Here is a 24,008-nt window from a genome sequence, read left to right as displayed (position 1 = left end):
CTAGCGGACCTTCTGATAGAGCCAGTGTTCGATGTCACTGGCGGGCAGCGGTTTTGAGAAGAAGTAACCCTGAATTTCGTCACAGCCGTAACTTTTCAGCAGTGCCAGCGTCGACTCGGTCTCTACCCCTTCCGCCAGAACGGTGTAGTTGAGCTCTTTCAGCATCTGAATAATGCACCTGACGATGATTTTAGATGCCTCATCCTCACCCATGCGCGAGATCAGGGAGCGATCGATTTTGATCACATCCAGCGGGATATCCTGCAGGTAGCTGATGTTGCTGTAGCCTACGCCGAAATCATCCAGTGAAATGACAAAGCCGTGCGATTTCAGTGCCTCCAGCCCCTTGATCCCCACATCGCTTTTGGTGATCAGTTCATTCTCAAGACATTCAATACCCATAATCGAGGCCGGGAGCTGCGCGGCCGTCAATTTCGCCAGCAGGTTGTCGGCAAAATCTGCTTTTGAGAAATCACGTTCACTGACGTTAATGGAGACCGGAATCAGATCGTATTCGCGATTCCAGCGCGCCAGTTGCTCTATCGTGTGATCGATGACCCAGTTGGTGAGGTCGGAAATCAGATTCGTTTTACCCGCTAACGGAATAAATTCCGAAGGAAAAAGTTCACCCCGCTCAGGGTGATTCCAGCGGATGAGTGCCTCCAGCCCGACGGTTTTGCCGGTTCTCAGGCAGACTTTGGGCTGCCAGGCGAGATAAAGCTCTTCATCTTTATGCAGCGCCTGCGCCAGATCGTTCATGATCATAAAGTCATCGGTGCGACGTGTATCGTAGCTCTCATCAAACACCATCGCGCTGATGTTCTCATCAATCGCTTCGTGCAGCGCGCTCACTGCCTGACGCACCGTTTCATTGGCATCCATCTGCGACGGCACAAATTCGGTTTCGCCGGTATGAACATCCAGATCGAGCGTAATGTTCTCGGCCAGGTCGGCCTTCAGGCCTGTGAACAGGTCAATCATATTCTGCGCAGTGTAGCGACCAGACCAGGGCTGAATAATGGCAAAGCGGCCCGGTGCAAAGCTGTAGAGCGTTTCGTTTTCAGTCAGATTGAGCCGGTGAGCGACATCTTCTGCCATCTGCTTCAGCAGTTTCTCCATCGGTGCGATCCCGACGGCACGTGAAAGCTCATACGCGCGAATAATGTCGATGCAGTCGATCAGGATCAGACGAAAGCGGCTGTGCGGTGCGGTCAGGGTCAGCTGCTGAATATCGCGCAGCAGGCGTGGACGATTCGGCAGATGCGTGATGACATCGGTAAAGCCCGCATTGTTCCAGGCATCCAGAAACGAGGTGACCAGCGTTGCCAGTGAGCGCAGAACCGTCAGTTTCTCGTCGGTAAAGGGGTGAGGCTCGGTATCCGTGACGCAGAGCGTTCCCAGTACCGAACCTTCAAGATTCTGCAGCGAGACACCGGCGTAGAAACGGATATGCGGATCGCCTTTCACAAACGGGTGGGTGACGAAGCGCTCATCCAGCAGGGTGTCCACCACCACCAGATGGCCTTCGCCATCAATCACATGGCGGCAAAGCGACTCATCCCGGGTCGATTGCTGAAGATCGAAGTTGCGAGAGGCTTTAATATACTGATTATGGTCGTCAATAATCGAAATGAAGCTGCCTGAGATACCCAGGACCTCACTGGCAAGATTCACAAATCTCTCCAGCACCTCATCCCGGGTTTCATCCGGTGACAGCAGTGCCTTGATAGCACTCAGTCGTTTTACGTCACTGCCATTTTGCTCGTTATGCACGAAACCTCTCCTATGCAGGCGCAAAATTCGAAATAATTTCGCTGCTTAATGCTCAATTAGCGCCCAATTATCAGATAAATAGCGGCTCAATCTGACAGTAATTCCACAGCGAAACAGTGTCGCACGATATCTGAACGCTGTCGAAATCATTTATTGTCCTTACCACGTGCAACCTGCGGCGATTCCGGCCGGAACCCGAGTCCGATGAGGCGACCGGCCATAAACTTCAGAAAGGGCAGCCGACCGATCATCCCGGGGATGCGACTGCTGCCACCGGTTTTCTTTTTGCTCTTTTTGCGGCTCATTTTGATCTGCAAAAACTGCGTGGCAACGGTAGGAAACTGACGGCGCTTCTGCACTTTTTCCAGGTCGCGCAGCTGCAGCTCACCGGCTTTAAGCGGCGCAGTCAGAATATTCGCCGTCGCCACCGCATCCTGAATCGCCAGATTCACACCCACCCCGCCTATGGGCGACATTGCATGCGCCGCATCGCCAATGCAGAGCACGCCAGGCTTCGCCCACTTATCGAGCCGGTCAATGCGGATAGAGAGCAGCTTAAACGCCGTCCAGTCCTCGATTTCCGCCATTCGCGCGGCTTCAAAAGGTGACAGGGCCGCGATCTCCGCTTTAAACGTATCAAGTCCGGCGGCCTGTTTCGCGTCAAACTCCCCCTTGGGGATAGTCAGCCCGCACTGCCAGTAGTCACCGCGATCGATAACGATAAAGTTTCGTCGCGGTCCCGTGTGCCCCACGCCCATATCAGGGTCGTGGGGCTGCCTGCTGAGACGGAACCAGATGACATCCCGTGCCGCGCCAAAAGCCTGACTGGTCAACCCTGCCGCTGCGCGTACCTGAGAATGTCGGCCATCCGCACCCACCACCACTTTGCAGCGGACATGAATGCGCTGATTTTCGCGCAGTGCCGTGACGCCACTGACCGTGCCATTTTCCTCATTAAGCGACTCAAAGGCGGTTGACCGCAGGAGAGTGTAGCCCGGATATCGGGCGCTGTGATCGGCAATAAAATTCAGGAAATCCCACTGCGGCATAAAAGCGATAAAGCGGCACTGAACCGGCAGGCGGGAAAAGTCGGCCATGGTGACTTTCTGGCCGGCAATCTCCGCCTCCAGCTTTTCGACCCGCTGATGCGGCAGCCTGAGAAATGCCTCCAGCAGGCCGAGCTGGTGCATCGTTTCCAGCGTAGAGGGGTGAATGGTGTCTCCGCGAAAATCGTGCAGAAAATCGGCGTGCTTTTCGATGACTACCACGCGCACTCCTGCCCGGACGAGCAGATAGCCCAGCATCAGGCCAGCCGGGCCGCCCCCGACAATACAACAGTCAGCGGTAAGGATTTCAGTAGAATGTGGCTGCATGTCGGCTCCCTGTCACGCCAGTATTGCTATGATTATTGCGTCAACCGTGGCGACAACGCCACAGTCGGTCGATAGTGCGTGGCTCAGACACTGAAAAATCAGGATACGCCAGCCTACCGCGAACGCATGGCGCAAGTGGTTTGTCCACCGCAGGTGAAATAGCCGCTTTCCTCAACTGAAATTGATCCTGACGTTTGTTTTCACCTTATCTCTCAGTACACTGGAGCGCTGGTCTGGTTGAACAAGAATCCCTCTCAATGAATGAAGAAATACCGCAACCGGTTTATGTTCCCCGCTCCATCGCGGCACGCAGCCGGATGTTCCGCGCCCTGCTCCACCGCGATAAGACGCCGCTGGCGATGCTGTTTTGCGCTGCGCTGGTCGGTTCGCTGGTTGGCCTGGCCGGGGTAGCCTTTGCCCGCGCCGTTGAGGCTATCCAGCAATGGCGCGCCGACACACTGATACCCGCCCACTTTCAGGGCTGGACACTCTATGTGGCCGCCTTTGCCATCTCGGCGTTGCTGGCGATGGTCGGCTATTTTCTGGTCAGACGCTTCGCCCCCGAAGCCGGTGGCTCCGGTATTCCGGAAATTGAGGGGGCACTGGAGGAGCTGAGGCCGGTGCGCTGGTGGCGGGTGATTCCGGTAAAATTTTTTGGTGGCATGGGCACGCTGGGTGCCGGAATGGTACTGGGCCGGGAAGGCCCGACGGTGCAGCTGGGCGGCAATATCGGCCGGATGGTGATTGATATTCTCGGGATGCGCAGCAACGAGGCGCGGCATACGCTGCTGGCAACCGGTGCGGCGGCCGGTCTGGCAGCGGCGTTTAACGCGCCGCTGGCGGGCATTCTGTTCATTATTGAAGAGATGCGTCCGCAATTCCGCTATAACCTGATATCCATTAAAGCCGTATTTACCGGCGTAATTATGGCCAGCATCGTCTTTCGCTGCTTTAACGGCGAACAGGCGGTCATCTCCGTAGGCAAACTGGCGGATGCGCCGGTGCAGACGCTGTGGCTCTATCTGGTGCTGGGCATGATTATCGGGATGGTGGGTGTACTGTTTAATCGCCTGATTTTTCTGACGCAGGATATGTTTGCCCGCTTCTACGCCGGTAAAACCGCACGGGTTGTACTGGCGGGGGGCTTGTTAGGGGGCGGCTGTGGCATTCTGGCGCTGCTGTTCGCCCCCGGAGCAGGTGGCGGTTCAGAACTGATCCCCCAGGCTGTGCATGGCGTCTTCCCCTTCGCGCTGCTGCTGCTGATCTTTCTGGTCAGGCTGATTACCACCCTGCTCTGTTTCAGTTCAGGTGCGCCGGGCGGTATTTTTGCGCCGATGCTGGCGCTGGGAACTCTGCTGGGTACCGCGTTTGGTGTGGTGATGACCGATCTCTTTCCGTTCTATCAGCTGGAGCCCGGTACGTTCGCTATCGCAGGGATGGGTGCACTGTTTGCGGCCTCGGTCAGAGCACCTCTCACCGGTATCGTGCTGGTGCTGGAGATGACCGACAACTATCAGTTGATCTTACCGATGATTATCACCTGTCTGGGCGCGACGCTGCTGGCGCAGTTCCTGGGGGGCAAACCGCTCTATTCATCTATTCTGGCCCGCACGCTGGCCCGGCAGTCGGCCGTGACGCCTCCTTAGGCGGACATTCACGCCGCGGGATAAAGGTTTTTATCCCAACCGGCTACCCGCCTCTCAGGGCGGGTAGCCCGGTCACTTACTTGTCATCAAAATAGTCAGCAGGCATCTGGCCGGGTGCCAGATTGATCACTTCATCATTATCCGGCCCCTCATTTTTCATGTAGGTGACCTTAGCGAACTCAGGAATAATCACGTAGGGGTAAGCGGGGCCTTCGTCGCGAAAGCGATGCATATCCTCAATGAAGTCATTCTGATAGCAGATAGTTTTTTCAGGATGCTGACCTTCTCCGGCGATCCACTGCGGGAAGAAGATGGTCCCGTGCAGCAGAGTGCGATTAAGATCGAACAGCAGGCTGACGCAGGTTCCGGTCGGCTCATGCCAGTCTACTTTATAGATACCCGGGGCAAACTGAACCGCGTGCATCTTCTGGTTGGTCACCCAGCGGCCGCCCACCAGCCCCTGATGAATGCGGTAGTCACAGGTCGTTTCGTTACGCGCGTACCACTCATATTTCCAGCCATTGTCATAGGTATAGACAAAGTGCGTACCCACGAACTGAGACAGATCGCTGGCAATATCCTCTGGAGATTCTGCAGACATGTTACCCTCTCTGAACAGGCGCCCGGACCGGGCGCAGATAAATGTATAAACCAGCCGGCAAATACTCACTATGGACCAGACTGGCTGAATTGCCATCCAGAGCAGGAAATTGTCATCGGACTGTCACAGAGCCGGAACGGTCACATTGAAAGAGAAGGGTCACTGAGCAAGAATCGATTAAATGCCTGAAAGAAAGATAAAAGCCCTGACTGAGACAGCCAGGGCTTTTAGGTTACTACTGATTTAACATTTACCATTAACTAACTTAATTAACAGGAACAACTTTGGTACAGCTATTTATGAACAGATTCTGCGGATAATAATGAACACGGTTACAGAATGTCACTATTATTAACGGTCTCAACCACCTGAGAGTCTTTCTTGAGACAAAGACAGGTCAGGCCCGTATAAATCTGCACACCCCCATCGCGATATATACTCTTTGATGCGTTGCCTTACATTCATTACGACGTGTAATCCGCAACCGTAACCGTCGTAAAGTCACGTTCAGAACTACGAGGCCTTACATCATCGCGATGCAATACTGCTTATCTCTCAGTGCGTTACTACGACTCGATTTAACAGGATTGTGATTAACTCAAAAGAGCTGATGACAACAATGTTTAACAGAACCGCCGACAGCTTAAGCGAATAAGTCCATCGACACCGATAACACCGTTAATTCCCGGTGTGTCAGGGCATTTCATGCCGCTGATAATTCTTAATCTACCTCTGATATAAATAATGTCAACACTGGAATTTAACCCATGTTTATATCTTCAGTGTTCCGGAAATTATGCAGGGAGTAATAATCGATATATTGATCCTGAATAATTCGGCAGGTAACTATTTTGACAGGAAGGATTAAAAGGCGATTACAAGGGCGCCGACAGACGCCCCTGTGAAAGACCCGACTCTATTTTTTCAGACTCGCCAGCAGAACCTTCGCGGTCTCAGAAGAGGAGCCCGGATTCTGCCCGGTAATCAGCAGACCATCCTGGACAGTATAGGACTGCCAGTCCTCTCCCCGTGAATAGAGACCGCCATTCTGTTTGAGCGCGTCTTCCACAAGGAATGGCACGATGTCGGTCAGGCCAACGCCCTCCTCTTCACTGTTAGTGAATCCCGTGACTTTCTTTCCCTTAACCAGAGGCGTGCCATCCGGATTTTTCACATCGCGCAATACGCCTGGTGCGTGGCAGACCAGTGCTACCGGTTTGCCAGCCTGCAGGGTCTGCTCAATCAGTGTAATGGAGTGTTTGTCATTTGCCAGATCCCATAGTGGGCCATGGCCGCCCGGATAGAACACAGCGTCAAAGGCATTCGGGCTCACGCTGTCCAGTTTATGGGTAGAAGCCAGCACCGCCTGCGCAGCCGAATCGCTATGGAAGCGGCGGGTATCCGCGGTCTGAGAGTCAGCTTCATCACTTTTAGGATCGAGCGGAGGTTGTCCTCCCTGTGGTGATGCCAGGGTTACGTCTGCGCCCGCGTCAAGAAAGGCATAGTAAGGTGCGGCAAACTCTTCCAGCCAGAAACCGGTTTTCTTGCCGGTATTACCCAGCTCATCATGTGAGGTCAAAACCATCAGAATCTTCATGTCCGCTCCCTGTAAGCGTTTCAGGTTAAGAGTTCAGGCGCGTCATACCCGATGTTAATCGCGCCTTCTTCTGTTTTGTCCGTCAGTCGTGACGGACTCTGAGGAATCACTGAAATTTACCGCTTAATATTCGGTGATCCGCAACCCATTATAGTTCATCACTATTCTTTTCGTTTTTTCTGCCGGATAGGCGTGTCAGACTCTCTGCAAAGGTTCTCTCACCAGCCTGAGATGAGCACAACCCGGCACAACTAGTTAGCAAGCTCACGATTACCGCACTAATAGTTAATATAGATATGGTAACTATGGTTATTATTATTCCCATCGGAGGCACACATCCTCCTCATTGATAAACAGGAATATGACCATGAAAAACGTAAAAGCACTTTCAATTGCCGCTCTCGCCACCCTTTCACTGATCTCATTTGGCAGCTTCGCGCAGAGCGTGTCTGTCACCTCCTCAACACTGGATGGCGCAGAGTCAAAAATCGCTGCTCAGGCGCAGGAACAGGGCGCGCAATACAAAATCACCGAAGCGAACACCAACAACCGTGTTCATATGACCGCAGAACTGTATAAATAACGGATGGTCGCAAACGGAATTGCCAGAAGAGGCTGCCCAACGGGCAGCCTTTTTTGTGTCGGTCAGGCGAGGCGTGCGGCTGGTGCGCTGCCGGTGCGCCACCATAAAATCAGTGCCGCCAGGGCGATCACGCCCAGAACAGCAAAGGCGGTGCTGTAGGAGTAACGCGCGGCGATCATGCCCGTCATGGCCGGACTCAACGCAGCGCCCGCTCCCTGCATCAGCATAATCACGCTTTGCCCGGCGTTAACATGGCCGGAGCCACGCAGCAGAGAGACGATATAACCCGGCACCGCCACCCCCAGGATCCCGGCTGCCACCCCATCCAGTACCTGAACCGGTATAACAAAGAGGGGAGCGGCAAAGCCCGCTGCAATTACCGCGCGCAGCGGTAAGATCATCAGGGCGATCATAATAAAGAGTCGGTAGCCGTGCGTTTCGACCCGTTTAGAGACCCATAGCGCCACCGGAATCATCACCAGCTGCGAGATCACCACCGTTGCCGCAGCAAAGAGGCCAGGGCTGACCGCCGCCTGCCCGCCTGCCGAGGCGACGCGCATGCTCAGCATCGGCAGCAGCGCGGCATTGGCAAGATGAAACAGCAGCAGCGTCACACCGGCCACCAGCAGGGCCGGTTTGCGTATCAACATCGATAAGCGCGGCGCGGGTTCACGCTCTTCATTCTGCTCGTAACCGCGGGCAACGTCGTTATCGATCTCATCGCCGCGGATCGCTATCGTGGCAACAGCAGCGAAGAGCGCCATCACCGTCATCAGAATAAAGACCGCGCCCATTCCCCAGTACCAGGCTGAAAATCCCGCCAGCAGTGCGGCGATGGTATTCCCGCCGTGGTTAAAGGCCTCATTGCGACCCATCTGATGGTTAAAGCCGCGCTGGCCGGTCAGTCCCAGGGTGATGCCCGCCACGGTCGGGCCGATAAAGGCCGCCGCTATTCCCGCCACGATTTGTGAGACCATGGCAGTCCAGGTCTGATTGCTGTACCAGAGCAACAGCGTGGCGACCGTGATCACCAGACAACCCAGCAGCACAATCATTTTCTTGTGTCGGGTGGCGTCGGCCGCGATCCCGGCAGGCAGCGTGGCCAGTAACCCGGCGATGCCGCCGCAGGTCATGACCAGACCGATTTCGTCGGGACGCCAGTGTCGCTCCGTCAGAAAGATGCCCAGAAATGGCCCCAGCCCATCGCGAACATCGGCCAGAAAAAAGCTCATCAAACAGAGCGCGTAGAGAGAACGCTGTGACATGTTATTTCCCTGGAAGGTAAGTGTTAAAGGCAATTGCGCTTCGGTTAAAAAGGAAATTATGTGTTACAACGAGGAAAGTCACATTTCGTTATAGTAACAAAATGAAAAAGGCCACCCGTATCTGGATACGGGTGGCCCTGGCGTGTTTCGCGGTAGATGCGCGGCTTATTTATCGGTGCCGAAACCCTGCTTCAGCAGTGCAGGCAGCACAGCCGGGAAGTAGATGTTTTTGTAATAACCACCGACGCTTGCACTCCAGCTTTCGCCATCGTTGCGGCCGATGTTTTTCCAGTGCTGCACCATCTCATCGTTATAAGCGGCAATCTGCTGCTCCAGCCCCTGAGTTTTATAGGTCTCATCATGGCGGAAGGTCGCCAGCGGCAGACGGGGTTTCTGATGAGCAGGTTCATCAACATGACCAATGACCACACCTGCCACAGGGAACGTCAGCGGCGGCAGCTCCAGCAATGAAATCATCGCCTGTGGATCGCGACGGATCCCGCCAATTGGCACAATGCCTAATCCTTCTGCGCGCGCGGCAGCCATCACAGAGCCCAGCGCAATCCCGATATCGGTTGAGCCAGAGACGATGCTTTCGATGCTCTGATGCGCGATTTGCTGCTGATCGACCGCAGACATCGCTACGGCAGATTTATGCATATCAAGTACAAAGGTGATGAACACCGGTGCTTTAGCAATCCACGGCTGACCACCCGCAATCGCGGCGATCTCCGCGCGACGGCCTGCGTCACGGGTGATGACGACAGAAACCTGCTGCGAGTTGACCGATGTTGGCGCACGGTAAGCGGTACTGATAATCCGATCCAGTACAGCCTCATCAACGGGTTGCTCAGTGAAACTGCGTTCACTTTTGTGACTTGTGAAAATATCAATCAGATCGCTCATAGTTCCTCCCATTTAAAAAGCAACTATAACAGTAACGTATTCGCACGCTTGGTAATTCGAGGGTTTTTGAGCACCCTTTTGTAACCGTTTCTAAACACGTCTGCGTCTCTGTATACGTTTAAAACGCCGGGGTTAAAGTCACCGAATCACTCACCGCCGGTGCGCTATAAAGTCAGTCCCGTTACCGGACATCTTTTAAGCGCTGTGTGCAACTGACAATGCAATGCTATCTGCTGAAACGCGCCGCCCGGATTGAGCCATTACCCTTCAGGCGCTTAACGCCTGCTTCACCGTTTGACCGCGGCTAAAAAGCAGACAGGTAGCCGAGGCCATTATCATACCTGCTGCGTTAACCGCTCTTTCCTGAAATCCCTTTCCATATTCTGACAATTTATCAAAAAGAACCGAAGGTAACCCCTTTAAGCGCTATGTGAATAAACCGATCACACAATTTCGGGACATCTTTCAGGTTATATTGATCAAGCGCATTACTGAAGCGTTAACCATATTTACATAAAAAGAACGTCCAGATAATGTGAGACATAAATCAGGGATGAATGGTTCGAGGAAATGAGCAATGTCATACAGCCATCAGGTGATAAGATATTTACAGCAAAATAACATTTTAGCTAATCAACTCGATCACGCTGTCTCAGGCGTTAAGGAAGCCGTATTAAATCAGATTGAGATGACATGTGCTGGCGCCAGACGCTTGCTCTATTACACCTCCTGCTTTACCGATGAATATAAAGATGTTTGCCAGCAGCAAAAGACCGAAGACGTACGCTTTAAAAATGCCGTTATTTATCTATTGCAACATAGGAACATTGCGCATCAAATGCTAACGTTATATTTTGAAGGGATTTTCAAGGATAGAACCTCCGAGCAACTTGAATACATTAAACAAAAGTTAATGGCTGTTAATATACATATTGCCGCCAGCTCGCTGACAAATGCTGGATTTGCTTTAGCAGCAGCATCATCTGTTGCTACAGGTATGAATCTAAGCCTTGAAATGAGTTTGCTTGCAGGAAAAAGAGCACGGCAGGTTGTTGGGGCAATGGGCATATATGGCCTTGTTCAAAAGGCAGCAGAAAGTGCGAATCGCCTTCACATCTCTAATCCGGTTTACTATTCAGCATTATACAATCAAGAGCTTGAAATGATGTATTTTTTGATAGAGCCATTATTCGAGCGGGCTGAAGCATTTAATGTACAGTGGGCATCGGATGATAAAATTGCAGAAATTATCACAAAGATGATCAGATAATAATGATAAATGTTATTAAGCGACTATTTAGACGGATATTCAGATCATTACTTTCGGATTATGGCCCGACAGCATTAACCCTCGTTTTCGCCTTAGTTCAGGCTTTATTTTTCCCGGATAGTCCCATCTGGCTAATCCCGATATTCTTTGTGTCTGTGATGGTTGGTTTATCGATTTACGAAATTGTGAAGATGAAAAACAAGCGCTAGCATGCTTTTATTTATAAGGAGATAACATGTCTACACCCGCCCATTTATGGCTTGAAGATGAAAACGGTTCTCCCGTCACAGGCAGCTGTCAGATGCCACTGCGGTTGGGCTCCATCGAATTAAAATCGTTCTCTCACGGCGTAACCATACCTGTCGATCCCAGTTGGGGAAAGCTCACGGGAACGCGGGTCCATAGCCCTGTAACGATAGTCAAAGAATTTGATCAAACAACGCCGCTACTCTACAGAGCAGTCTGTGAAGGCCGGACAATGAAGAAAGGCACTATCCGAATGTATCGCATTCTGGAATCCGGAATCGAAGCCGAATATTTCAATATCATTCTGGAAAATGTCAAATTTACGACAGTTGCACCCTACCTTGCCCCTGGCGGGGTGAGCAGTACGCATCTCGAAACGCTGGAATTACGCTATGAGGCAATCACATGGAAATATACGGATGGCAATATCGTATATCGTGATGAGTGGAATAACTACGCGAGGTCATAAGTGCTCCTGACTGACTTCACCAATTAACTTCTGAAATTAATAGATAACACAGTTACGTCACCCCCGGATTTTTGTCACGTCGGAATATTTCCAATCCGGTTATCTGCTGCTGTTGCATTACTGCCGTCCTGTGAACAGGTGTAACGAAATGGAGAGTCCGTTATCGTTACACCTGTCGCAGGGAGAAAGCAGCAACCGCGAGCATGCATCACGCCAGCTTCACCGGCATTCGTTTCATCGGGTATGCGTTGAGCGCAGAAGCCATAACTATGCTGCCGTGTCGATGTCAGCCGCCCCAGCGACTTTTCAGATAACTCACCGCCTGCTGAGTCTGCGGCTGATTGAGATAGTTCTCTCTGAAAAGAATGGTGCCGTCGATATGGGGCCAGGACTCATTGAGGTCGAGCTGCTTTCTCAGCTCCGGCACTCCGCCCTGCAGCGTCCAGTCAGGCTCAATCCGCGAAGGCTCGCCCACCTTGTAGAGCGCCAGACCAATGTAAAGCCGGGTTCTGGTCGGCTTCACCACCTCTGCCCACCACTTTGCCAGCACGTCATAACGGGCAGCCTGACGGGAGAACGGCCAGTAGAGTTGTGGCGCGATATAATCCAGCAGACCCTGCTGAACCCAGCGACGGGTATCCGCATAGGCTTCATCGTAGGCCGCTGCGCCTCGGGTATCTGAACCCGCCGGATCGTGCGACAGGTTGCGCCAGACACCCGCCGGACTGACACCAAATTCCACCTCCGGCTTCAGCTGTTTAATGGTACGGGAGACCTGCTCAATAAGCTGTTGCGTATTGTGACGCCGCCAGTCCGCTTTGCTGGCGAAGCCCTGCCCGTAACGGCTGAAGGTCTGACTGTCGTTGAGCAGAGAGCCTGCCGATTCCGCGTAGAAATAGTCATCGAACTGCACACCGTCGATCGGATAGTGCGCCACCACCTCGGCCACAATACTGGTGATCCAGTCGCGTGCCTCCGGGATGCCGGGATCGAGCACGTAGCGGTCGCCCGCGGTACGAATCCAGTCACGGTGCAGCACAAACACGCTGGCCGGATGAAGAGAGAGCGTGCGGTTCAGCTCACTGGCGGTAGAGGGTTTGATGTTGACCGAAACCCGATAGGGGTTGAACCACGCGTGGACTTTCATACCGCGTTTATGCGCCTCATCCAGCATAAACTGCAGCGGATCGTAGCCGGGATCTTCGCCGATTCTGCCGGTCAGCATATCGGACCAGGGCAGAATTTTAGAGGACCAGAGCGCTGTGGCATCGGGCTTCACCTGGAAAAAGACCGTGTTAATTCCCAGGCTTTTCAGTTTATCCAGCTTGTCGATAAGCGACTGCTGCTGCATCCGGATGCGCTCTGCCGGGCTGGCACCATTGACCGATGCGACGGGAGGCCAGTCAAGACGGGATACGGTAGCTAACCAGACGCCGCGCATCGGTTGCCGGACCTGAGGCTGCACCGGCTGGCTGGCTGGCGGTAACGGCTGTTTCGTGACCGGTGGAAAAGGCGTCACCAGCGACCGCGGCGGCTCAGAGGCGCAGCTGACGAGCAACAGTGCCGCAGCCAGTGCGGCCCCGCGCCTTAACGCCACGCTGGCTGCGGCAGGAATAAGATTCAGTGCGATGATAAACTCCAGTTTTATCTGGTCGGGACGCAAAGAGGAGTATTCTCGGTGACTCTGATTAAATGTCAATGCGTTAGCGCTGGGGACTGAACACAATACCGGCCGCCGCCAGACAGGCTTTGAGGGTGCCAAAAGCATCCTGACACTGCCGTTCATTGACGCAGGCATACCCCAGCAGCAGACCTCGCGTCTCCTGAGGATGCATATAATATTGTGAAAGTGGCCGCACCTTGACGCCGCGCTTCAGCGCCTCGGCGGCAATGGCGACATCATCACTGCCTGCCGGCAGCGGCATCACCAGATGCAGACCGGCTTCATGGTTAAAAGCCGGTAAGAAGGCGGGCCCCAGATAGCGTTCGATCAGCCGACAGAGGAACTGCCGCCGCTGTCGATAGAGCAGCCGCATCCGCCGGATATGCTCCATGTAATGACCCAGCCGGATAAACTCCGCCAGCGCCCGCTGGATCAGCAGATGTCCGCCGCGATAGAGTTCCGCTGCCGCGATGCGCATCGGCTGAGCCAGCGGTTTTGGCACCACCAGATAGCCAATGCGCAGGGCGGGATAGAGCGTTTTACTGAACGTGCCCATGTAAATCACCGGCGCATCGGCTTCCAGCCCCTGCAGCGAGGGATGCGGCTGTCCGGAGAAACGAAATTCGCTGTCGTAGTCATCTTCGACAATCCAGCTCTGATGACGGCGCGCCAGTGTGAGCAACGCCTGACGACGTGCCAGGCTCAGATGCACCCCCAGCGGGTACTGATGGGAAGGTGTGACAAACACCATCTTGGGTGGCGGCCCGCTGTCGGGCACCAGGCCCTGCTCATCCACCGGCATGGCCCGGATTTTCAGGCCATTCATCCGCAGCAGATTGCGTGTTCCCCAGTAGCCCGGCTCTTCCATCCAGACCCGATCGCCTGGGTCGCACAATACCCGCGTGACCAGATCGACCGCCTGATGAACGCCCTCGGTGATCAGAATCTGATCCGCATCGGCCTGCACGGAACGCGCCACCCGCAGATAATCGACCAGCGCATGACGCAGATCGGGGCAGCCGCCGCCGCTGCTGTAAACCAGCCGATGGACGTCAGGCTCCCGGTTCAGGCGCGCCTGAATCTGACTGAACAGCTTATGGGGAAATTCGGTCACGTCGGGCGCGCCAGGCACAAATGCTCCCCACTGATAAGGGGATGCGGTGGCGTGCCCCAGCAGTGTGGCACCGCGCTTCGACAGGGTGGCCGGTCGCTGCGCCTTCACGGCGGCCAGGTCGGCAATCGCATCACTCTGTAGCGAACTCTCCGGCAGCGTCTCGGCAATCCACGTGCCGCTGCCGGTGCGCGCGGTCACGTAGCCCTGCGCCATCAGACTTTCATACACATGCATCACCGTGTTTCGCGACACGCCGAGTTCACGCGCCAGATCGCGGGTGGGCGGCAAACGACTGCCGCGCGGAAAGACCGCTTCCGTGATCGCGGCCTGCATACAGTTGAGCAGTCGCTGATGCAGGGAACCGGTTTTCATAAACTGTAACCGTGCTAATAGATGATCGGCGTACAAGAGTCGCAATTGGCTCCATCCTTCCTCTGATAATTGGCTCTGGCAACTCACCACGCCTCAGGCATAAATAAACGTGTTTGTCGGGAATTGTAAACACGCATATCAATGAGGTGGATCAAATGAGCGAAAAAAATAACCTGATGCAGGAACGTAAAGCACAGGCTCTGCCTAAGGGCATCGGTACGCTGTGCGACTGGTACGTTGCCCGGGCAGAAAACGCCACCTTATGGGATCAGGCTGGTAACAGCTGGATCGACTTCGCAGGCGGCATCGCCGTGCTGAACACCGGTCATCGCCATCCACGCATTGAGCAGGCGGTGGCCGAACAGTTAACAAAGTTTACCCATACGGCGTTCCAGATCACCCCTTACGAAAGCTATATCGCACTGGCTGAGCGCATCAATCAGCGGGTGCCGGTTGCCGGTGCAGCGAAAACCGCCTTCTTTACCACCGGTGCCGAAGCGGTAGAAAACGCGGTTAAAGTGGCGCGTGCCTATACCCGTCGTCACGGCATCATCACCTTTGGCAACGCGTTTCATGGCCGCACCTTTATGACCATGGCCATGACCGGCAAAGTCGCCCCCTACAAGCGCGATTTCGGCCCGATGCCCCCTTCCGTTTTCCACGCCCGCTACCCCAGCGCGGTGCAGGGGATCAGCGTTGAAGCGGCACTGACCAGCCTGGATGAGATTTTCACACAGGACATTGCGCCCCATGATGTTGCGGCAATCGTACTGGAACCGGTGCAGGGTGAAGGTGGATTCCATGCGGCACCGGCAGAATTTATGGTGAAGCTGCGTGAACTGGCTGACCGTCACGGCATCCTGCTGATTGCGGATGAAGTACAGAGCGGATTTGCCCGCACCGGCAGGCTGTTTGCCATGGAACACTATCCGGTGAAAGCCGATATCATCACCATGGCGAAAAGCCTGGCGGGCGGGATGCCCCTCTCCGCCGTGGCCGGTCGCGCCGAGGTGATGGACGCGCCTGCCCCTGGCGGACTGGGCGGTACCTATGCCGGAAATCCGTTAGCCATCGCGGCGGCTCACGCGGTGCTGGATGTGATCGAGGAGGAGCAGCTCTGTCAGCGCGCCGTGGATCTCGGTGGCCGGCTTGTCGCTGAACTGGAGGCGCAGCAGCGCAAACACCCTGATATCGCCGAAGTGCGGGCGCTGGGTTCTATGGTGGCAATGGAGTTCTATCAGGCCAGCACCGCGCAGGCCGTTCAGAAGATGGCGATGGAACAGGGCCTGCTGCTGCTGACCTGCGGCGCGAAAGGCAACGTTATCCGCTTCCTCTACCCGCTTACCATTCCGGATGCCCAGTTCAGCCAGGCGCTGACCCTTCTCTCCACGGTGATCGATCGCTGTGTTGCCCCTGCCGGACACCCTGTCGTCCCGGCATGATTTCACTGGCTCGTTAATCGCAAGCCCCTTTCCTGTTCGTCCGGCCAGCATGGCCGGGCGTCCCCCGGAGACGTTGACATGACGATGACTCAGAGTGCGAATGAAGATTCGCTGGCTCAGAACCTGAAACCGCGCCACGTGCGCATGCTCTCGATTGCCGGCGTAATTGGCGCCGGGCTGTTTGTTGGCTCCGGTCATGCTATTTCTGAAGCGGGCCCCGCCGTGCTGATCTCCTATGCTGCCGCCGGGTTGCTGGTCGTGCTGATCATGCGGATGCTGGCGGAGATGGCCGTGGCCTCACCCGATTCCGGATCGTTCTCCACCTATGCGGAGAAAGCGCTGGGACGCTGGGCCGGGTTTACCATCGGCTGGCTCTACTGGTGGTTTTGGGTGCTGGTGATCCCGCTGGAAGCCAATGCAGCAGGCACGATCCTGCACGCCTGGTTCCCCGATGTGGCCATCTGGCAGTTCACCTTCGCCATCACACTCTTACTGACCATTACCAACCTGCTGAGCGTGAAAAACTACGGTGAGTTCGAATTCTGGTTTGCCCTGATCAAGGTCGTGGCGATCATCCTGTTCCTGGCCGTCGCAGGTGCCGCCGTGTTTGGCCTGCTGCCTGACAGTCACACCAGCGGCCTGTCGCATCTTTATGACACCAACGGCTTCATGCCAAATGGACTCGGCGCGGTGGTGGCGGCTATCCTGACCACGATGTTCTCTTTTATGGGCACCGAGATTGTCACTATCGCCGCCGCAGAGTCGAAAAATCCCGGCCGGCAGATTACGAAAGCCACCAACTCGGTGATCTGGCGTATCGCGCTATTCTACCTGCTGTCGATTTTCTTCGTGGTGGCGCTGGTTCCGTGGAATACGCCAGGCTTGGTTGAACAGGGTTCCTGGCAGACCGCTCTGCAGGCGATGAGCATTCCTCATGCCCGGCTGATCGTCGATCTGGTGGTGCTGATGGCGGTGTGCAGCTGTCTGAATTCGGCGCTCTACACCTCCTCGCGTATGCTCTACTCGCTGTCACGCCGCAAGGATGCGCCCGCTGCGGCCTCACGCACCAATCGCAGCGGCACACCCTGGGTTGCGGTGCTGCTCTCGACTGCGGCAGCGTTTCTGGCGGTGATCGCCAACTACCTGGCGCCCAGCGCGGTCTTCGAATTTTTACTCGCCACCTCGGGTGCCATTGCGCTGCTGGTCTACCTGGTGATTGCCGCATCCCATCTGGTGCTGCGCAAAAAACGCGAGCAGGCGGGTGAAGTCCTGACCTACCGCATGTGGCTGTTTCCCGGTCTGACCTGGGTCACGATTCTGTTTATCGTCACGGTGCTGGTGATCATGCTGTTTGATCCTAAACACCAGACAGAATTAGTGGCGACGGGCGGTTTAACGCTGGTTATTATTGCGACCAGCCTGCTGCTGCGCCGTAAAAAGGCAGAACAGAAAAGCACGCGCTATTTTGTGCAGCGCTCCTCTGACCCGTCATAATTAACTGAAGCGCATTAACAGTGAAAAAGCCCACCTTTTATAAGGTGGGCTTTTTTTTGCATCTGGTTCCCTGGTGCTGACAAAAAGGGTCTGGCGATATAAGGTTTTCTCTGATACCCACTTTTTCGCTGTGGGTTTGGTAACATTACTTTTATTCCTGTTTCGCCCCGGGCGCAATCAATTTTCGTCAGAATGGCAGAAAAAATTAAAGATAAGTGAGGGACAGAATCCCTCTGGTTTTTTCGGCGTTTAACCAGTGCATTTTCACTTCTGCAGGTAACCTGTCAAGGGCGTGGAGATTTCTGAGATCAGCCGTCGTCAGCGTAGTCTTTCCCCTGCCAGAATCATAACAACTGAACACGACCTGATTCTTTCCGGTGTTCATATCACATGAATCATTCGTCACCATGCCGCGAAAGGTAATCGTGCCTGAATCCGAACCAGCACTTGCTGCCCCGGCGATTGTCATTAAGAGCGTGGTAAAGCCAGCGAGTAAAAATGATTTCATACTGCATCCTCCTGAATGTGTGTCAGGAGTTATCGGCGCAGATCGCAAAAGATTAAGCACTGAAAAGAGAATTAAATGTAAATCTTCGCCAGCCGGACTTTTCATCGCCCTCGATTTTTTAACATCGATAGTAAAAAAGAATTTTTGGCGTTAACGGTATAAATAACATCAACACAGAAGAACAGAATTTAAATGCAAATACGTGTAAGAGGAGAACTTGAATAAGCTGAGGCACTTTCTGCAGTGACAGAAATGCGCACGCTGGTTTTTATTCTGACTGCCTGTTCAATATAAAACCTGACTCAGGCATTCCGGGATGAGATATATCCGCGCTGCCCGGCGGAATTCACCCAAACTGTTTTCAGCTCATTCCAGATACTGGCTGAACCGCAGCAGATAACCATCCGGATCCTGCAGAAGAAACTCGCGCTGACAGGCGGTTGTCCCGCCGGTGTCATACACCGTATCCCGCAGCGGGCGATAGAGCGCGATACCCTGCTTTTGCACCCGAGCCAGTACGACCTGGATATCATCCACTTCAATCTGAAAATTGATGCCCCGTCCCAGCGGCCAGTGAAGCTCTGCCGTGTTCCAGCCCTGAGGATGAAACTGCTCAATCATCAGTTGCGCCTCGCCATAGCACAGGTAGGCGAAGTCCGGCTGCTGCCGCTGTATTCTCACGCTGAATCCCAGTACCGTCGTGTAAAAATGCAGTGAGGCGGCAAAATTGGTTACGGTGAGTTCTGGCACCATACGGTTCCAGTAAAGGGGTTGATTGTCACTCATTTCTTCTTCCCTGTTGTCTGTTGTGAGGCTGGCTCAGGCATGACTCAAAAGGTTGCGCTGCAGTTCATCGAGTATCAGCCGCAGTGCTGCAGGCTGATGTTCCCGCGACAGGTAAAGTCCCCAGATGCCAATGCGTCCCGGCTCATAATCGGGCAGTAAGGTGACCATTTTTCCGCTTTCCAGAGCGTGACGCGCCTCCTGCTCGGGCACCATCGCAATCCCACAGTCTGCACTGGCCGCATCACACAACAGAGAGGAGATCCCGGCGCTGAAATTTCCTTTGACCGCCACCGCCATTTTCTCTCCCTGCGGGGAGGTAAAGTGCCAGCTCTGTCCGGCGAAATGGCTGTAACAGAGGCAGTTATGGTGCGCCAGATCGTCAGGCGTTTGCGGGAGGCCGTGCTGCTGCAGATAGGCCGGTGAGGCGCAGAGGACAGAGCAGCAGTCACCCAGGCGGCGGGCGATAGTGCCCGGCTCCGGCGTATCAGTAATGCGGATGGCGAGATCGATCCGTTCACCAATCAGGCTGACAGGCTGATTATTGATCTCCAGCTCGATGCGCAGGGCCGGATAGCGCGCCAGAAAGTCGGGGATCACCGGACCGACAAGGTGGACAGCCGTGAAGTGCGCGCAGGCGATGCGCAATGTCCCGGCGGGTATTCCCTGCGGGGTCTCCTGACGGATCTCCTCCGAAAGGCGTGCCAGCTGGCGGGTCTTTTCCAGAATCGCCTCGCCTGCAGGGGTGATCGTCAGACGACGTGACGAGCGATGCAGCAGACGCGTTCCGGCCCAGCTCTCCATCTCTTCCAGATAACGGCTCACCATGGGACGGGAGATCCCCAGTGCGCGTGATGCCGCACTCAGGCTTCCCAGCTCACAGATCCGGTTAAAAACGGCCGCCGCAGTCACTCTGTCCATCTGTTTTACCTGTTCGGATTATGAAACTCAGCATCTCTGATTTCGGGAATTCTAACAGATGTCAGAATGCGTAAAATAGCGCCACTGACACAGAACATGATCATTTGCGCCGCCCTGTGTGGCGATTACCCTCTGAGGATAAACATGAAAATTGCCGCTCACGCTTTAATTATGATGCTGGCTTCAGCCTCTGCCAGCGCCACGACCCTGAAACTTGAAACCTATAATCCGCAGGAAAAGGGCCTGTTTGCCGTTTCATCTACGCTGGTCTCCGGCCCCACCGAAGCCATTCTGTTTGATGCGCAGTTCAGCACGCAGGATGGTGAGAAGCTGGTGGCGATGATTAAACAGAGCGGCAAAAAACTGAAAGAAATCGTGATCACCTCCGGCGATCCCGACTTCTATTTTGGCCTGGAACCGATTGTTAAAGCCTGGCCGGATGTGAAGGTGGTGGCCTCACCGGCTGTGGTGAAACATATTCAGGAGACGCATGAGGCGAAGCTGAAGTACTGGGGTCCGCAGATGAAGCAGGGCGCGCCTGACGCGCTGACCGTGCCAGAGGTGACGCATGAGACACGGTTTAGCGTAGACGGTGAAATGCTGGAGCTGCGTCATCCGGATCAGTATGCCGCTTACGTCTGGATCCCCTCCGCCAGCACAATTCTGGGTGGGACGGCCCTCTCTTCCGGCATTCATGTCTGGACAGCAGACACCCAGACCCCTGAAAGCCGTGCGGCGTGGCGTCATATCCTGACAGAGATGCAGACGCTGCATCCGCAGAACGTCATCCCGGGTCACTATCTGGGTGCGCGCCCCGCCGGGTCGCAGGCGGTGGATTTTACCCTCAACTACCTGAAGTCCTTTGAGCAGGCGCTGTCGCAGCACAAAACCTCAGCAGAGGTGATTAGCGCCATGACGGCCGCCTGGCCAGGACTGGCCGAGCCGGGTTCGCTGGAGCTCAGCGCGAAAGTGAACACCGGTGAGATGAAGTGGTAAACCCGCAGAGAAACGGCTGACTTTGCGGCACAACGCGGGGTGCACCAGGGCGCTATTTTTTAGCCAGATAGCGTCTGTCATCCCGCGCCTGTAATCGCGCCTCAGCGGGTGTGGGGAAGATGTAGTGAAACAGGTCGCGGTAAAAACTCAGGTGTTTCAGCAGACCTTCCTGAATCGATCGGCTGATATCTTTGATCAGAAATTCCTGCGTGGTGTTGAAGTTCGTCACGCTGAAAAAGGTTTTGTCGTAGACGTTTACCACCCCTTCCCATTTCATCACCTGCTCCTCCGGGGAGAGGCCTTCCGAGACGGTAAAGATCCCCTTGTGGGATTTCACGCCCTGTTTACTGACATAGGTGGTTAAGGCGTCGTAGCCGCGTTTGTTGCGCCAGCGGCAGAATTCGTAGGGCACGTCGTAATGAGGCAGTACAAAGTCCGGGCTGCGAAAATGCTCATCTGCAATCAGGCCATCCAGCGTCACGGTAAAATGCAGAAAGTCCTGCAGAAAATCGAACTGGCGGGTTTTGGTCAGGGTGACATTAATTGAGTAGTGACCGGCCTGCACAAACCAGTAGTTGGTAAAGCCTGTCACCAGAATAGTGAACGCCTGCCAGTCACTGATGCGTCGATCGCCCGCCAGTCCCCTGAAACGGCTGATCATCATCCGTGACTTCGGATGCTGATACGCTTTCAGCAGCGGATCGTTCATACCTTTCAGTAACATCAGGCTCACTCCATGATAGTTTGCGCTTATCCTGCCACGCTCTGATCAGAGTGAAAAGTGTCGCTGTTCTGAATGTGACCGCTTAATGGCCGTGGCGGATGTGGTCCGGCGGAACGACAGAGGATCTTTCACCACACAGAGCAGGCAGCTGAGAGGCGCGTCCTGATGACGCGCGATGTCCGGCTTATGAGATCACAACTGCGCGAGGGTTTTGAGTGTTTCACTCAACCGCGCCACCAGCGCGCGTACCCGGTGAGGAATAAAACGGGCATTAGGGAAAATGGCATAGAGATAGCGATCAGGAAGCCGCCAGTCCGGTAACAGCCGTACCAGCCTGCCGGATGCCAGCGCCTCCGCGCCAATCGGGGTCTGCAATCCGCCAATCCCCAGCCCGGCCTCCAGAGCCTGCCGCAGGGCATCGCTGTTGTTGGCGCGAAACACGCTTTTCACCGGAACGGAAATCCTCTCTGTCGCTGAGAGCAACTGCAGCGGGGCGTCCGGGGAAACGCCGCTGAAACGGACATGGGGATGATGCGCCAGCTCAGCCGGCGTCTGGAGTGTACCGTGACGGGCGATCCAGTCAGGGGACGCCACCAGCACGGTTTCAACGGTGGTCAGTACCCGGGCCGCCAGCGTGGCGGGCGGCGACTCACTCAGGCGAATTGCCAGGTCAACGCCCTCCGCAATCAGGTCTGACAGACGATCTTCCAGTGCAAGGGTTAACTGCAGGGCCGGATGCGCCTGCTGGAACGCAATCAGAGACGGCATCAACCGCTGCCCGATGCCGCTCGGTAACTGGATGTGCACCCTCCCGCTCAGCGGTTGCGAGTCGGGCCGCAGTTGCTGCTCCAGCTCCTCCATCGCATTGAGCAGGTGTCTGACCTGCTGCAGATAACGCTGCCCCTGCTCCGTCAGCGCCATGCTGCGGGTGGTGCGGTGCAGCAGCACGACGCCCAGCGCCTCCTCAAGCGCTGCAATCTGCTGACTCACGGCCGATTGTTTCATGCCGTTCTGTCGTGCCGCCGCCGAGAAGGAGCCCGCTTCCGCCACCCGGATGAAGGTCTGAATGGCGTTAAGTTTGTTCTGCATTTAATGATTTTCCTGATAAGTGGTATCCGGTTGGTAGGATTTAATCAGAATCTTTGGCAGGTGAGAATGCGTTCCGTTACTCAACAAGAGAGTGGAGGTAAGCATGACGCAGAAAAACAGGGTGGCATTAGTGGCAGGCGCCAGCGGGATTGTCGGGCAGCAACTCTGCCAGGCGCTGGCTGACAATCACTGGCAGGTCAGGGCGCTGACCCACCGCGCTGCCGCTGCCGGGAGCGGGATGGAAACCTTCCAGGTCGATTTGCGGGATCCAGAGCAGAGTGCGCAGCAGCTCGCTTCGCTGACTGACGTCACGCATCTCTTCTACAGTGCCTGGCTCAGCGCCGCTGACTGGCAGGCGATGGTGGAGCCTAATCTGGCGATGCTGCAGAATCTGGTGCGGGTCATTGAGGCTATCGCGCCGCTTGAGCATGTCAGCCTGATGCAGGGATACAAAGTCTACGGCGCGCATCTGGGCCGGTTCAAAACCCCGGCGCGGGAGAGCGACCCCGGTGTGCCGGGTGCCGAATTTAACGCCGCACAGCTGGCCTGGCTGAGCGCACAGCAGCAGGGTAAAGCCTGGCACTGGAGCGCCCTGCGACCCGGCGTGGTGGGCAGCGACCGGCCGGGCAACAGCATGAATCTGGCCCTGAGTCTGGCGCTGTATGCTTCCCTCTGCCGGGCGGCGCAGCTGCCGTTACGCTTTCCCGGTTCACTGGCAACCTGGCACAGCATGGTCGATTTTACCGACGCCTCACTGCTTGCCGATGCGACGCTCTGGGCCGCGCGTGCGCCTGCGGCGGCCAACCAGGCCTTTAATATCAACAATGGCGATCTCTGGCGCTGGAGTGAACTGTGGCCGGTCATCGCCGCCTGGTTTGAACTGGCGATCGCGCCGCCAGTTGCTCTCTCCTTCCGGCAGCTTTTTCAGGATTACCGTGGGCTCTGGCGGAAGATTGCGCAAGAGAACGCCCTGGTGCAGCCCGACATTCTGGCCCTGAGTGATGGAACATTTGCGGATTTTGTCTTTGGCTGGGATTACGACATGTTTGGTGATGGCAGCAAGCTGCGGCGGGCGGGGTTTCACCACTATCGCGCGACGGATCAGATGTTTTGCGATCTGTTCAGTCGCTTCAGAGCGGCCCGCCTCATCCCGTGAGGCCCGGATCAGAGACG

At 55.3% G+C, this 24,008-nt stretch carries 21 protein-coding genes; 8 read left to right on the top strand and 13 right to left on the bottom strand.

Annotated elements, in window-relative coordinates; translation table 11 throughout:
* Both S7A_RS18455 and S7A_RS18450 read right to left on the bottom strand, forming a co-directional pair.
* A complete protein-coding gene (locus S7A_RS18455) occupies positions 1 to 1,773 on the bottom strand; it encodes an EAL domain-containing protein (RefSeq protein WP_009092836.1) in 1,773 nt (590 codons plus the stop codon).
* Positions 1,774 to 1,919: 146 nt separating this feature from the next.
* A complete protein-coding gene (locus tag S7A_RS18450; protein ID WP_009092835.1) occupies positions 1,920 to 3,146 on the bottom strand; it encodes an FAD-dependent oxidoreductase in 1,227 nt (408 codons plus the stop codon).
* A gap of 257 nt (positions 3,147 to 3,403) precedes the next feature.
* Between S7A_RS18450 and clcA the strand changes: the two genes are divergently transcribed.
* The gene (gene clcA, locus S7A_RS18445; protein WP_009092834.1) at positions 3,404 to 4,792 is read left to right on the top strand and encodes a H(+)/Cl(-) exchange transporter ClcA; all 1,389 of its coding nucleotides are present in this window, start codon (positions 3,404 to 3,406) and stop codon (positions 4,790 to 4,792) included.
* A 76-nt stretch (positions 4,793 to 4,868) separates the two neighbouring features.
* Here clcA and S7A_RS18440 read toward each other — a convergent pair whose 3' ends face one another.
* Both S7A_RS18440 and S7A_RS18435 read right to left on the bottom strand, forming a co-directional pair.
* A complete protein-coding gene (locus tag S7A_RS18440) occupies positions 4,869 to 5,393 on the bottom strand; it encodes a phenolic acid decarboxylase (RefSeq protein ID WP_009092833.1) in 525 nt (174 codons plus the stop codon).
* 916 nt (positions 5,394 to 6,309) lie between these two features.
* A complete protein-coding gene (locus S7A_RS18435) occupies positions 6,310 to 6,990 on the bottom strand; it encodes a type 1 glutamine amidotransferase domain-containing protein (RefSeq protein ID WP_009092832.1) in 681 nt (226 codons plus the stop codon).
* 367 nt (positions 6,991 to 7,357) lie between these two features.
* Here S7A_RS18435 and S7A_RS18430 point away from each other — a divergent pair, with 367 nt between their 5' ends.
* Entirely contained in the window at positions 7,358 to 7,573 is a 216-nt protein-coding gene (locus S7A_RS18430; RefSeq protein ID WP_009092831.1) for a YdgH/BhsA/McbA-like domain containing protein, read from the top strand.
* A gap of 62 nt (positions 7,574 to 7,635) precedes the next feature.
* Here S7A_RS18430 and S7A_RS18425 read toward each other — a convergent pair whose 3' ends face one another.
* Positions 7,636 to 8,838: an MFS transporter gene (locus S7A_RS18425; RefSeq protein ID WP_009092830.1), complete on the bottom strand. Its 1,203-nt coding sequence runs from the start codon at positions 8,836 to 8,838 to the stop codon at positions 7,636 to 7,638.
* Positions 8,839 to 9,003: 165 nt separating this feature from the next.
* Positions 9,004 to 9,744, bottom strand: coding sequence for a nitroreductase family protein (locus S7A_RS18420; protein ID WP_009092829.1), 741 nt, complete (start codon positions 9,742 to 9,744; stop codon positions 9,004 to 9,006).
* 577 nt (positions 9,745 to 10,321) lie between these two features.
* Here S7A_RS18420 and S7A_RS18415 point away from each other — a divergent pair.
* Together S7A_RS18415 and S7A_RS18405 are read left to right on the top strand one after the other, a co-directional pair.
* Positions 10,322 to 11,014: a hypothetical protein gene (locus S7A_RS18415; RefSeq protein ID WP_009092828.1), complete on the top strand. Its 693-nt coding sequence runs from the start codon at positions 10,322 to 10,324 to the stop codon at positions 11,012 to 11,014.
* Between the two features lie 235 nt (positions 11,015 to 11,249).
* A complete protein-coding gene (locus tag S7A_RS18405; RefSeq protein WP_009092827.1) occupies positions 11,250 to 11,729 on the top strand; it encodes a type VI secretion system tube protein Hcp in 480 nt (159 codons plus the stop codon).
* 286 nt (positions 11,730 to 12,015) lie between these two features.
* On the opposite strand, the gene S7A_RS18400 is transcribed toward S7A_RS18405, so the two are convergent.
* The gene (locus S7A_RS18400; protein ID WP_009092826.1) at positions 12,016 to 13,392 is read right to left on the bottom strand and encodes a glycoside hydrolase family 10 protein; all 1,377 of its coding nucleotides are present in this window, start codon (positions 13,390 to 13,392) and stop codon (positions 12,016 to 12,018) included.
* Positions 13,393 to 13,432: 40 nt separating this feature from the next.
* Positions 13,433 to 14,923, bottom strand: a complete 1,491-nt coding sequence (locus tag S7A_RS18395) for a PLP-dependent aminotransferase family protein (protein WP_181161937.1) — start codon at positions 14,921 to 14,923, stop codon at positions 13,433 to 13,435.
* Positions 14,924 to 15,033: 110 nt separating this feature from the next.
* On the opposite strand from S7A_RS18395, the gene gabT reads away from it, so the two are divergent.
* Complete coding sequence (gene gabT / locus S7A_RS18390; RefSeq protein WP_009092824.1) at positions 15,034 to 16,320, top strand: 4-aminobutyrate--2-oxoglutarate transaminase; 1,287 nt, start codon at positions 15,034 to 15,036, stop codon at positions 16,318 to 16,320.
* A gap of 84 nt (positions 16,321 to 16,404) precedes the next feature.
* A complete protein-coding gene (gabP, locus tag S7A_RS18385) occupies positions 16,405 to 17,814 on the top strand; it encodes a GABA permease (RefSeq protein ID WP_369750604.1) in 1,410 nt (469 codons plus the stop codon).
* Between the two features lie 205 nt (positions 17,815 to 18,019).
* Here the strand turns inward: gabP and S7A_RS18380 are convergent, their stop codons facing one another.
* From S7A_RS18380 to S7A_RS18370, 3 genes are all read right to left on the bottom strand, one after another.
* Positions 18,020 to 18,322: a type 1 fimbrial protein gene (locus S7A_RS18380; RefSeq protein WP_009092822.1), complete on the bottom strand. Its 303-nt coding sequence runs from the start codon at positions 18,320 to 18,322 to the stop codon at positions 18,020 to 18,022.
* Positions 18,323 to 18,688: 366 nt separating this feature from the next.
* A complete protein-coding gene (locus S7A_RS18375; protein WP_009092821.1) occupies positions 18,689 to 19,108 on the bottom strand; it encodes a VOC family protein in 420 nt (139 codons plus the stop codon).
* Between the two features lie 33 nt (positions 19,109 to 19,141).
* Positions 19,142 to 20,026 carry a LysR family transcriptional regulator gene (locus S7A_RS18370; protein ID WP_009092820.1) on the bottom strand — a complete coding sequence of 295 codons (885 nt, stop codon included), beginning with the start codon at positions 20,024 to 20,026 and terminating at the stop codon, positions 19,142 to 19,144.
* Positions 20,027 to 20,170: 144 nt separating this feature from the next.
* On the opposite strand from S7A_RS18370, the gene S7A_RS18365 reads away from it, so the two are divergent.
* Positions 20,171 to 21,022 (top strand): Vmh family MBL fold metallo-hydrolase, encoded by an 852-nt coding sequence (locus S7A_RS18365; protein WP_009092819.1) that lies wholly within the window; start codon positions 20,171 to 20,173, stop codon positions 21,020 to 21,022.
* A gap of 52 nt (positions 21,023 to 21,074) precedes the next feature.
* Here the strand turns inward: S7A_RS18365 and S7A_RS18360 are convergent, their stop codons facing one another.
* Together S7A_RS18360 and S7A_RS18355 are read right to left on the bottom strand one after the other, a co-directional pair.
* Entirely contained in the window at positions 21,075 to 21,746 is a 672-nt protein-coding gene (locus S7A_RS18360; protein ID WP_009092818.1) for a hypothetical protein, read from the bottom strand.
* A gap of 192 nt (positions 21,747 to 21,938) precedes the next feature.
* Positions 21,939 to 22,835: a LysR family transcriptional regulator gene (locus S7A_RS18355; protein WP_009092817.1), complete on the bottom strand. Its 897-nt coding sequence runs from the start codon at positions 22,833 to 22,835 to the stop codon at positions 21,939 to 21,941.
* A 103-nt stretch (positions 22,836 to 22,938) separates the two neighbouring features.
* On the opposite strand from S7A_RS18355, the gene S7A_RS18350 reads away from it, so the two are divergent.
* Positions 22,939 to 23,991 (top strand): SDR family oxidoreductase, encoded by a 1,053-nt coding sequence (locus S7A_RS18350; protein ID WP_009092816.1) that lies wholly within the window; start codon positions 22,939 to 22,941, stop codon positions 23,989 to 23,991.
* The last annotated feature ends 17 nt before the right edge of the window (positions 23,992 to 24,008 follow it).

Origin of the sequence: Pantoea sp. Sc1 (assembly GCF_000255315.1) — a bacterium.
Taxonomy (GTDB): domain Bacteria; phylum Pseudomonadota; class Gammaproteobacteria; order Enterobacterales; family Enterobacteriaceae; genus Pantoea; species Pantoea anthophila.
The sequence above is the reverse complement of the archived record's forward strand: the minus strand, read 5'-3'. Positions and strand labels throughout refer to the sequence as shown.

Coding starts and splice junctions, on each gene's coding strand:
- S7A_RS18365 (WP_009092819.1), top strand. CDS start 20,171: ATGAAAATTGCCGCTCACGCTTTAATTATGATGCTGGCTTCAGCCTCT.
- S7A_RS18435 (WP_009092832.1), bottom strand. CDS start 6,990: ATGAAGATTCTGATGGTTTTGACCTCACATGATGAGCTGGGTAATACC.
- S7A_RS18420 (WP_009092829.1), bottom strand. CDS start 9,744: ATGAGCGATCTGATTGATATTTTCACAAGTCACAAAAGTGAACGCAGT.
- gabP (WP_369750604.1), top strand. CDS start 16,405: ATGACTCAGAGTGCGAATGAAGATTCGCTGGCTCAGAACCTGAAACCG.
- S7A_RS18375 (WP_009092821.1), bottom strand. CDS start 19,108: ATGAGTGACAATCAACCCCTTTACTGGAACCGTATGGTGCCAGAACTC.
- S7A_RS18355 (WP_009092817.1), bottom strand. CDS start 22,835: ATGCAGAACAAACTTAACGCCATTCAGACCTTCATCCGGGTGGCGGAA.
- S7A_RS18380 (WP_009092822.1), bottom strand. CDS start 18,322: ATGAAATCATTTTTACTCGCTGGCTTTACCACGCTCTTAATGACAATC.
- S7A_RS18450 (WP_009092835.1), bottom strand. CDS start 3,146: ATGCAGCCACATTCTACTGAAATCCTTACCGCTGACTGTTGTATTGTC.
- S7A_RS18440 (WP_009092833.1), bottom strand. CDS start 5,393: ATGTCTGCAGAATCTCCAGAGGATATTGCCAGCGATCTGTCTCAGTTC.
- S7A_RS18430 (WP_009092831.1), top strand. CDS start 7,358: ATGAAAAACGTAAAAGCACTTTCAATTGCCGCTCTCGCCACCCTTTCA.
- clcA (WP_009092834.1), top strand. CDS start 3,404: ATGAATGAAGAAATACCGCAACCGGTTTATGTTCCCCGCTCCATCGCG.
- S7A_RS18350 (WP_009092816.1), top strand. CDS start 22,939: ATGACGCAGAAAAACAGGGTGGCATTAGTGGCAGGCGCCAGCGGGATT.
- S7A_RS18405 (WP_009092827.1), top strand. CDS start 11,250: ATGTCTACACCCGCCCATTTATGGCTTGAAGATGAAAACGGTTCTCCC.
- S7A_RS18360 (WP_009092818.1), bottom strand. CDS start 21,746: ATGTTACTGAAAGGTATGAACGATCCGCTGCTGAAAGCGTATCAGCAT.
- S7A_RS18415 (WP_009092828.1), top strand. CDS start 10,322: ATGTCATACAGCCATCAGGTGATAAGATATTTACAGCAAAATAACATT.
- S7A_RS18425 (WP_009092830.1), bottom strand. CDS start 8,838: ATGTCACAGCGTTCTCTCTACGCGCTCTGTTTGATGAGCTTTTTTCTG.
- S7A_RS18370 (WP_009092820.1), bottom strand. CDS start 20,026: ATGGACAGAGTGACTGCGGCGGCCGTTTTTAACCGGATCTGTGAGCTG.
- gabT (WP_009092824.1), top strand. CDS start 15,034: ATGAGCGAAAAAAATAACCTGATGCAGGAACGTAAAGCACAGGCTCTG.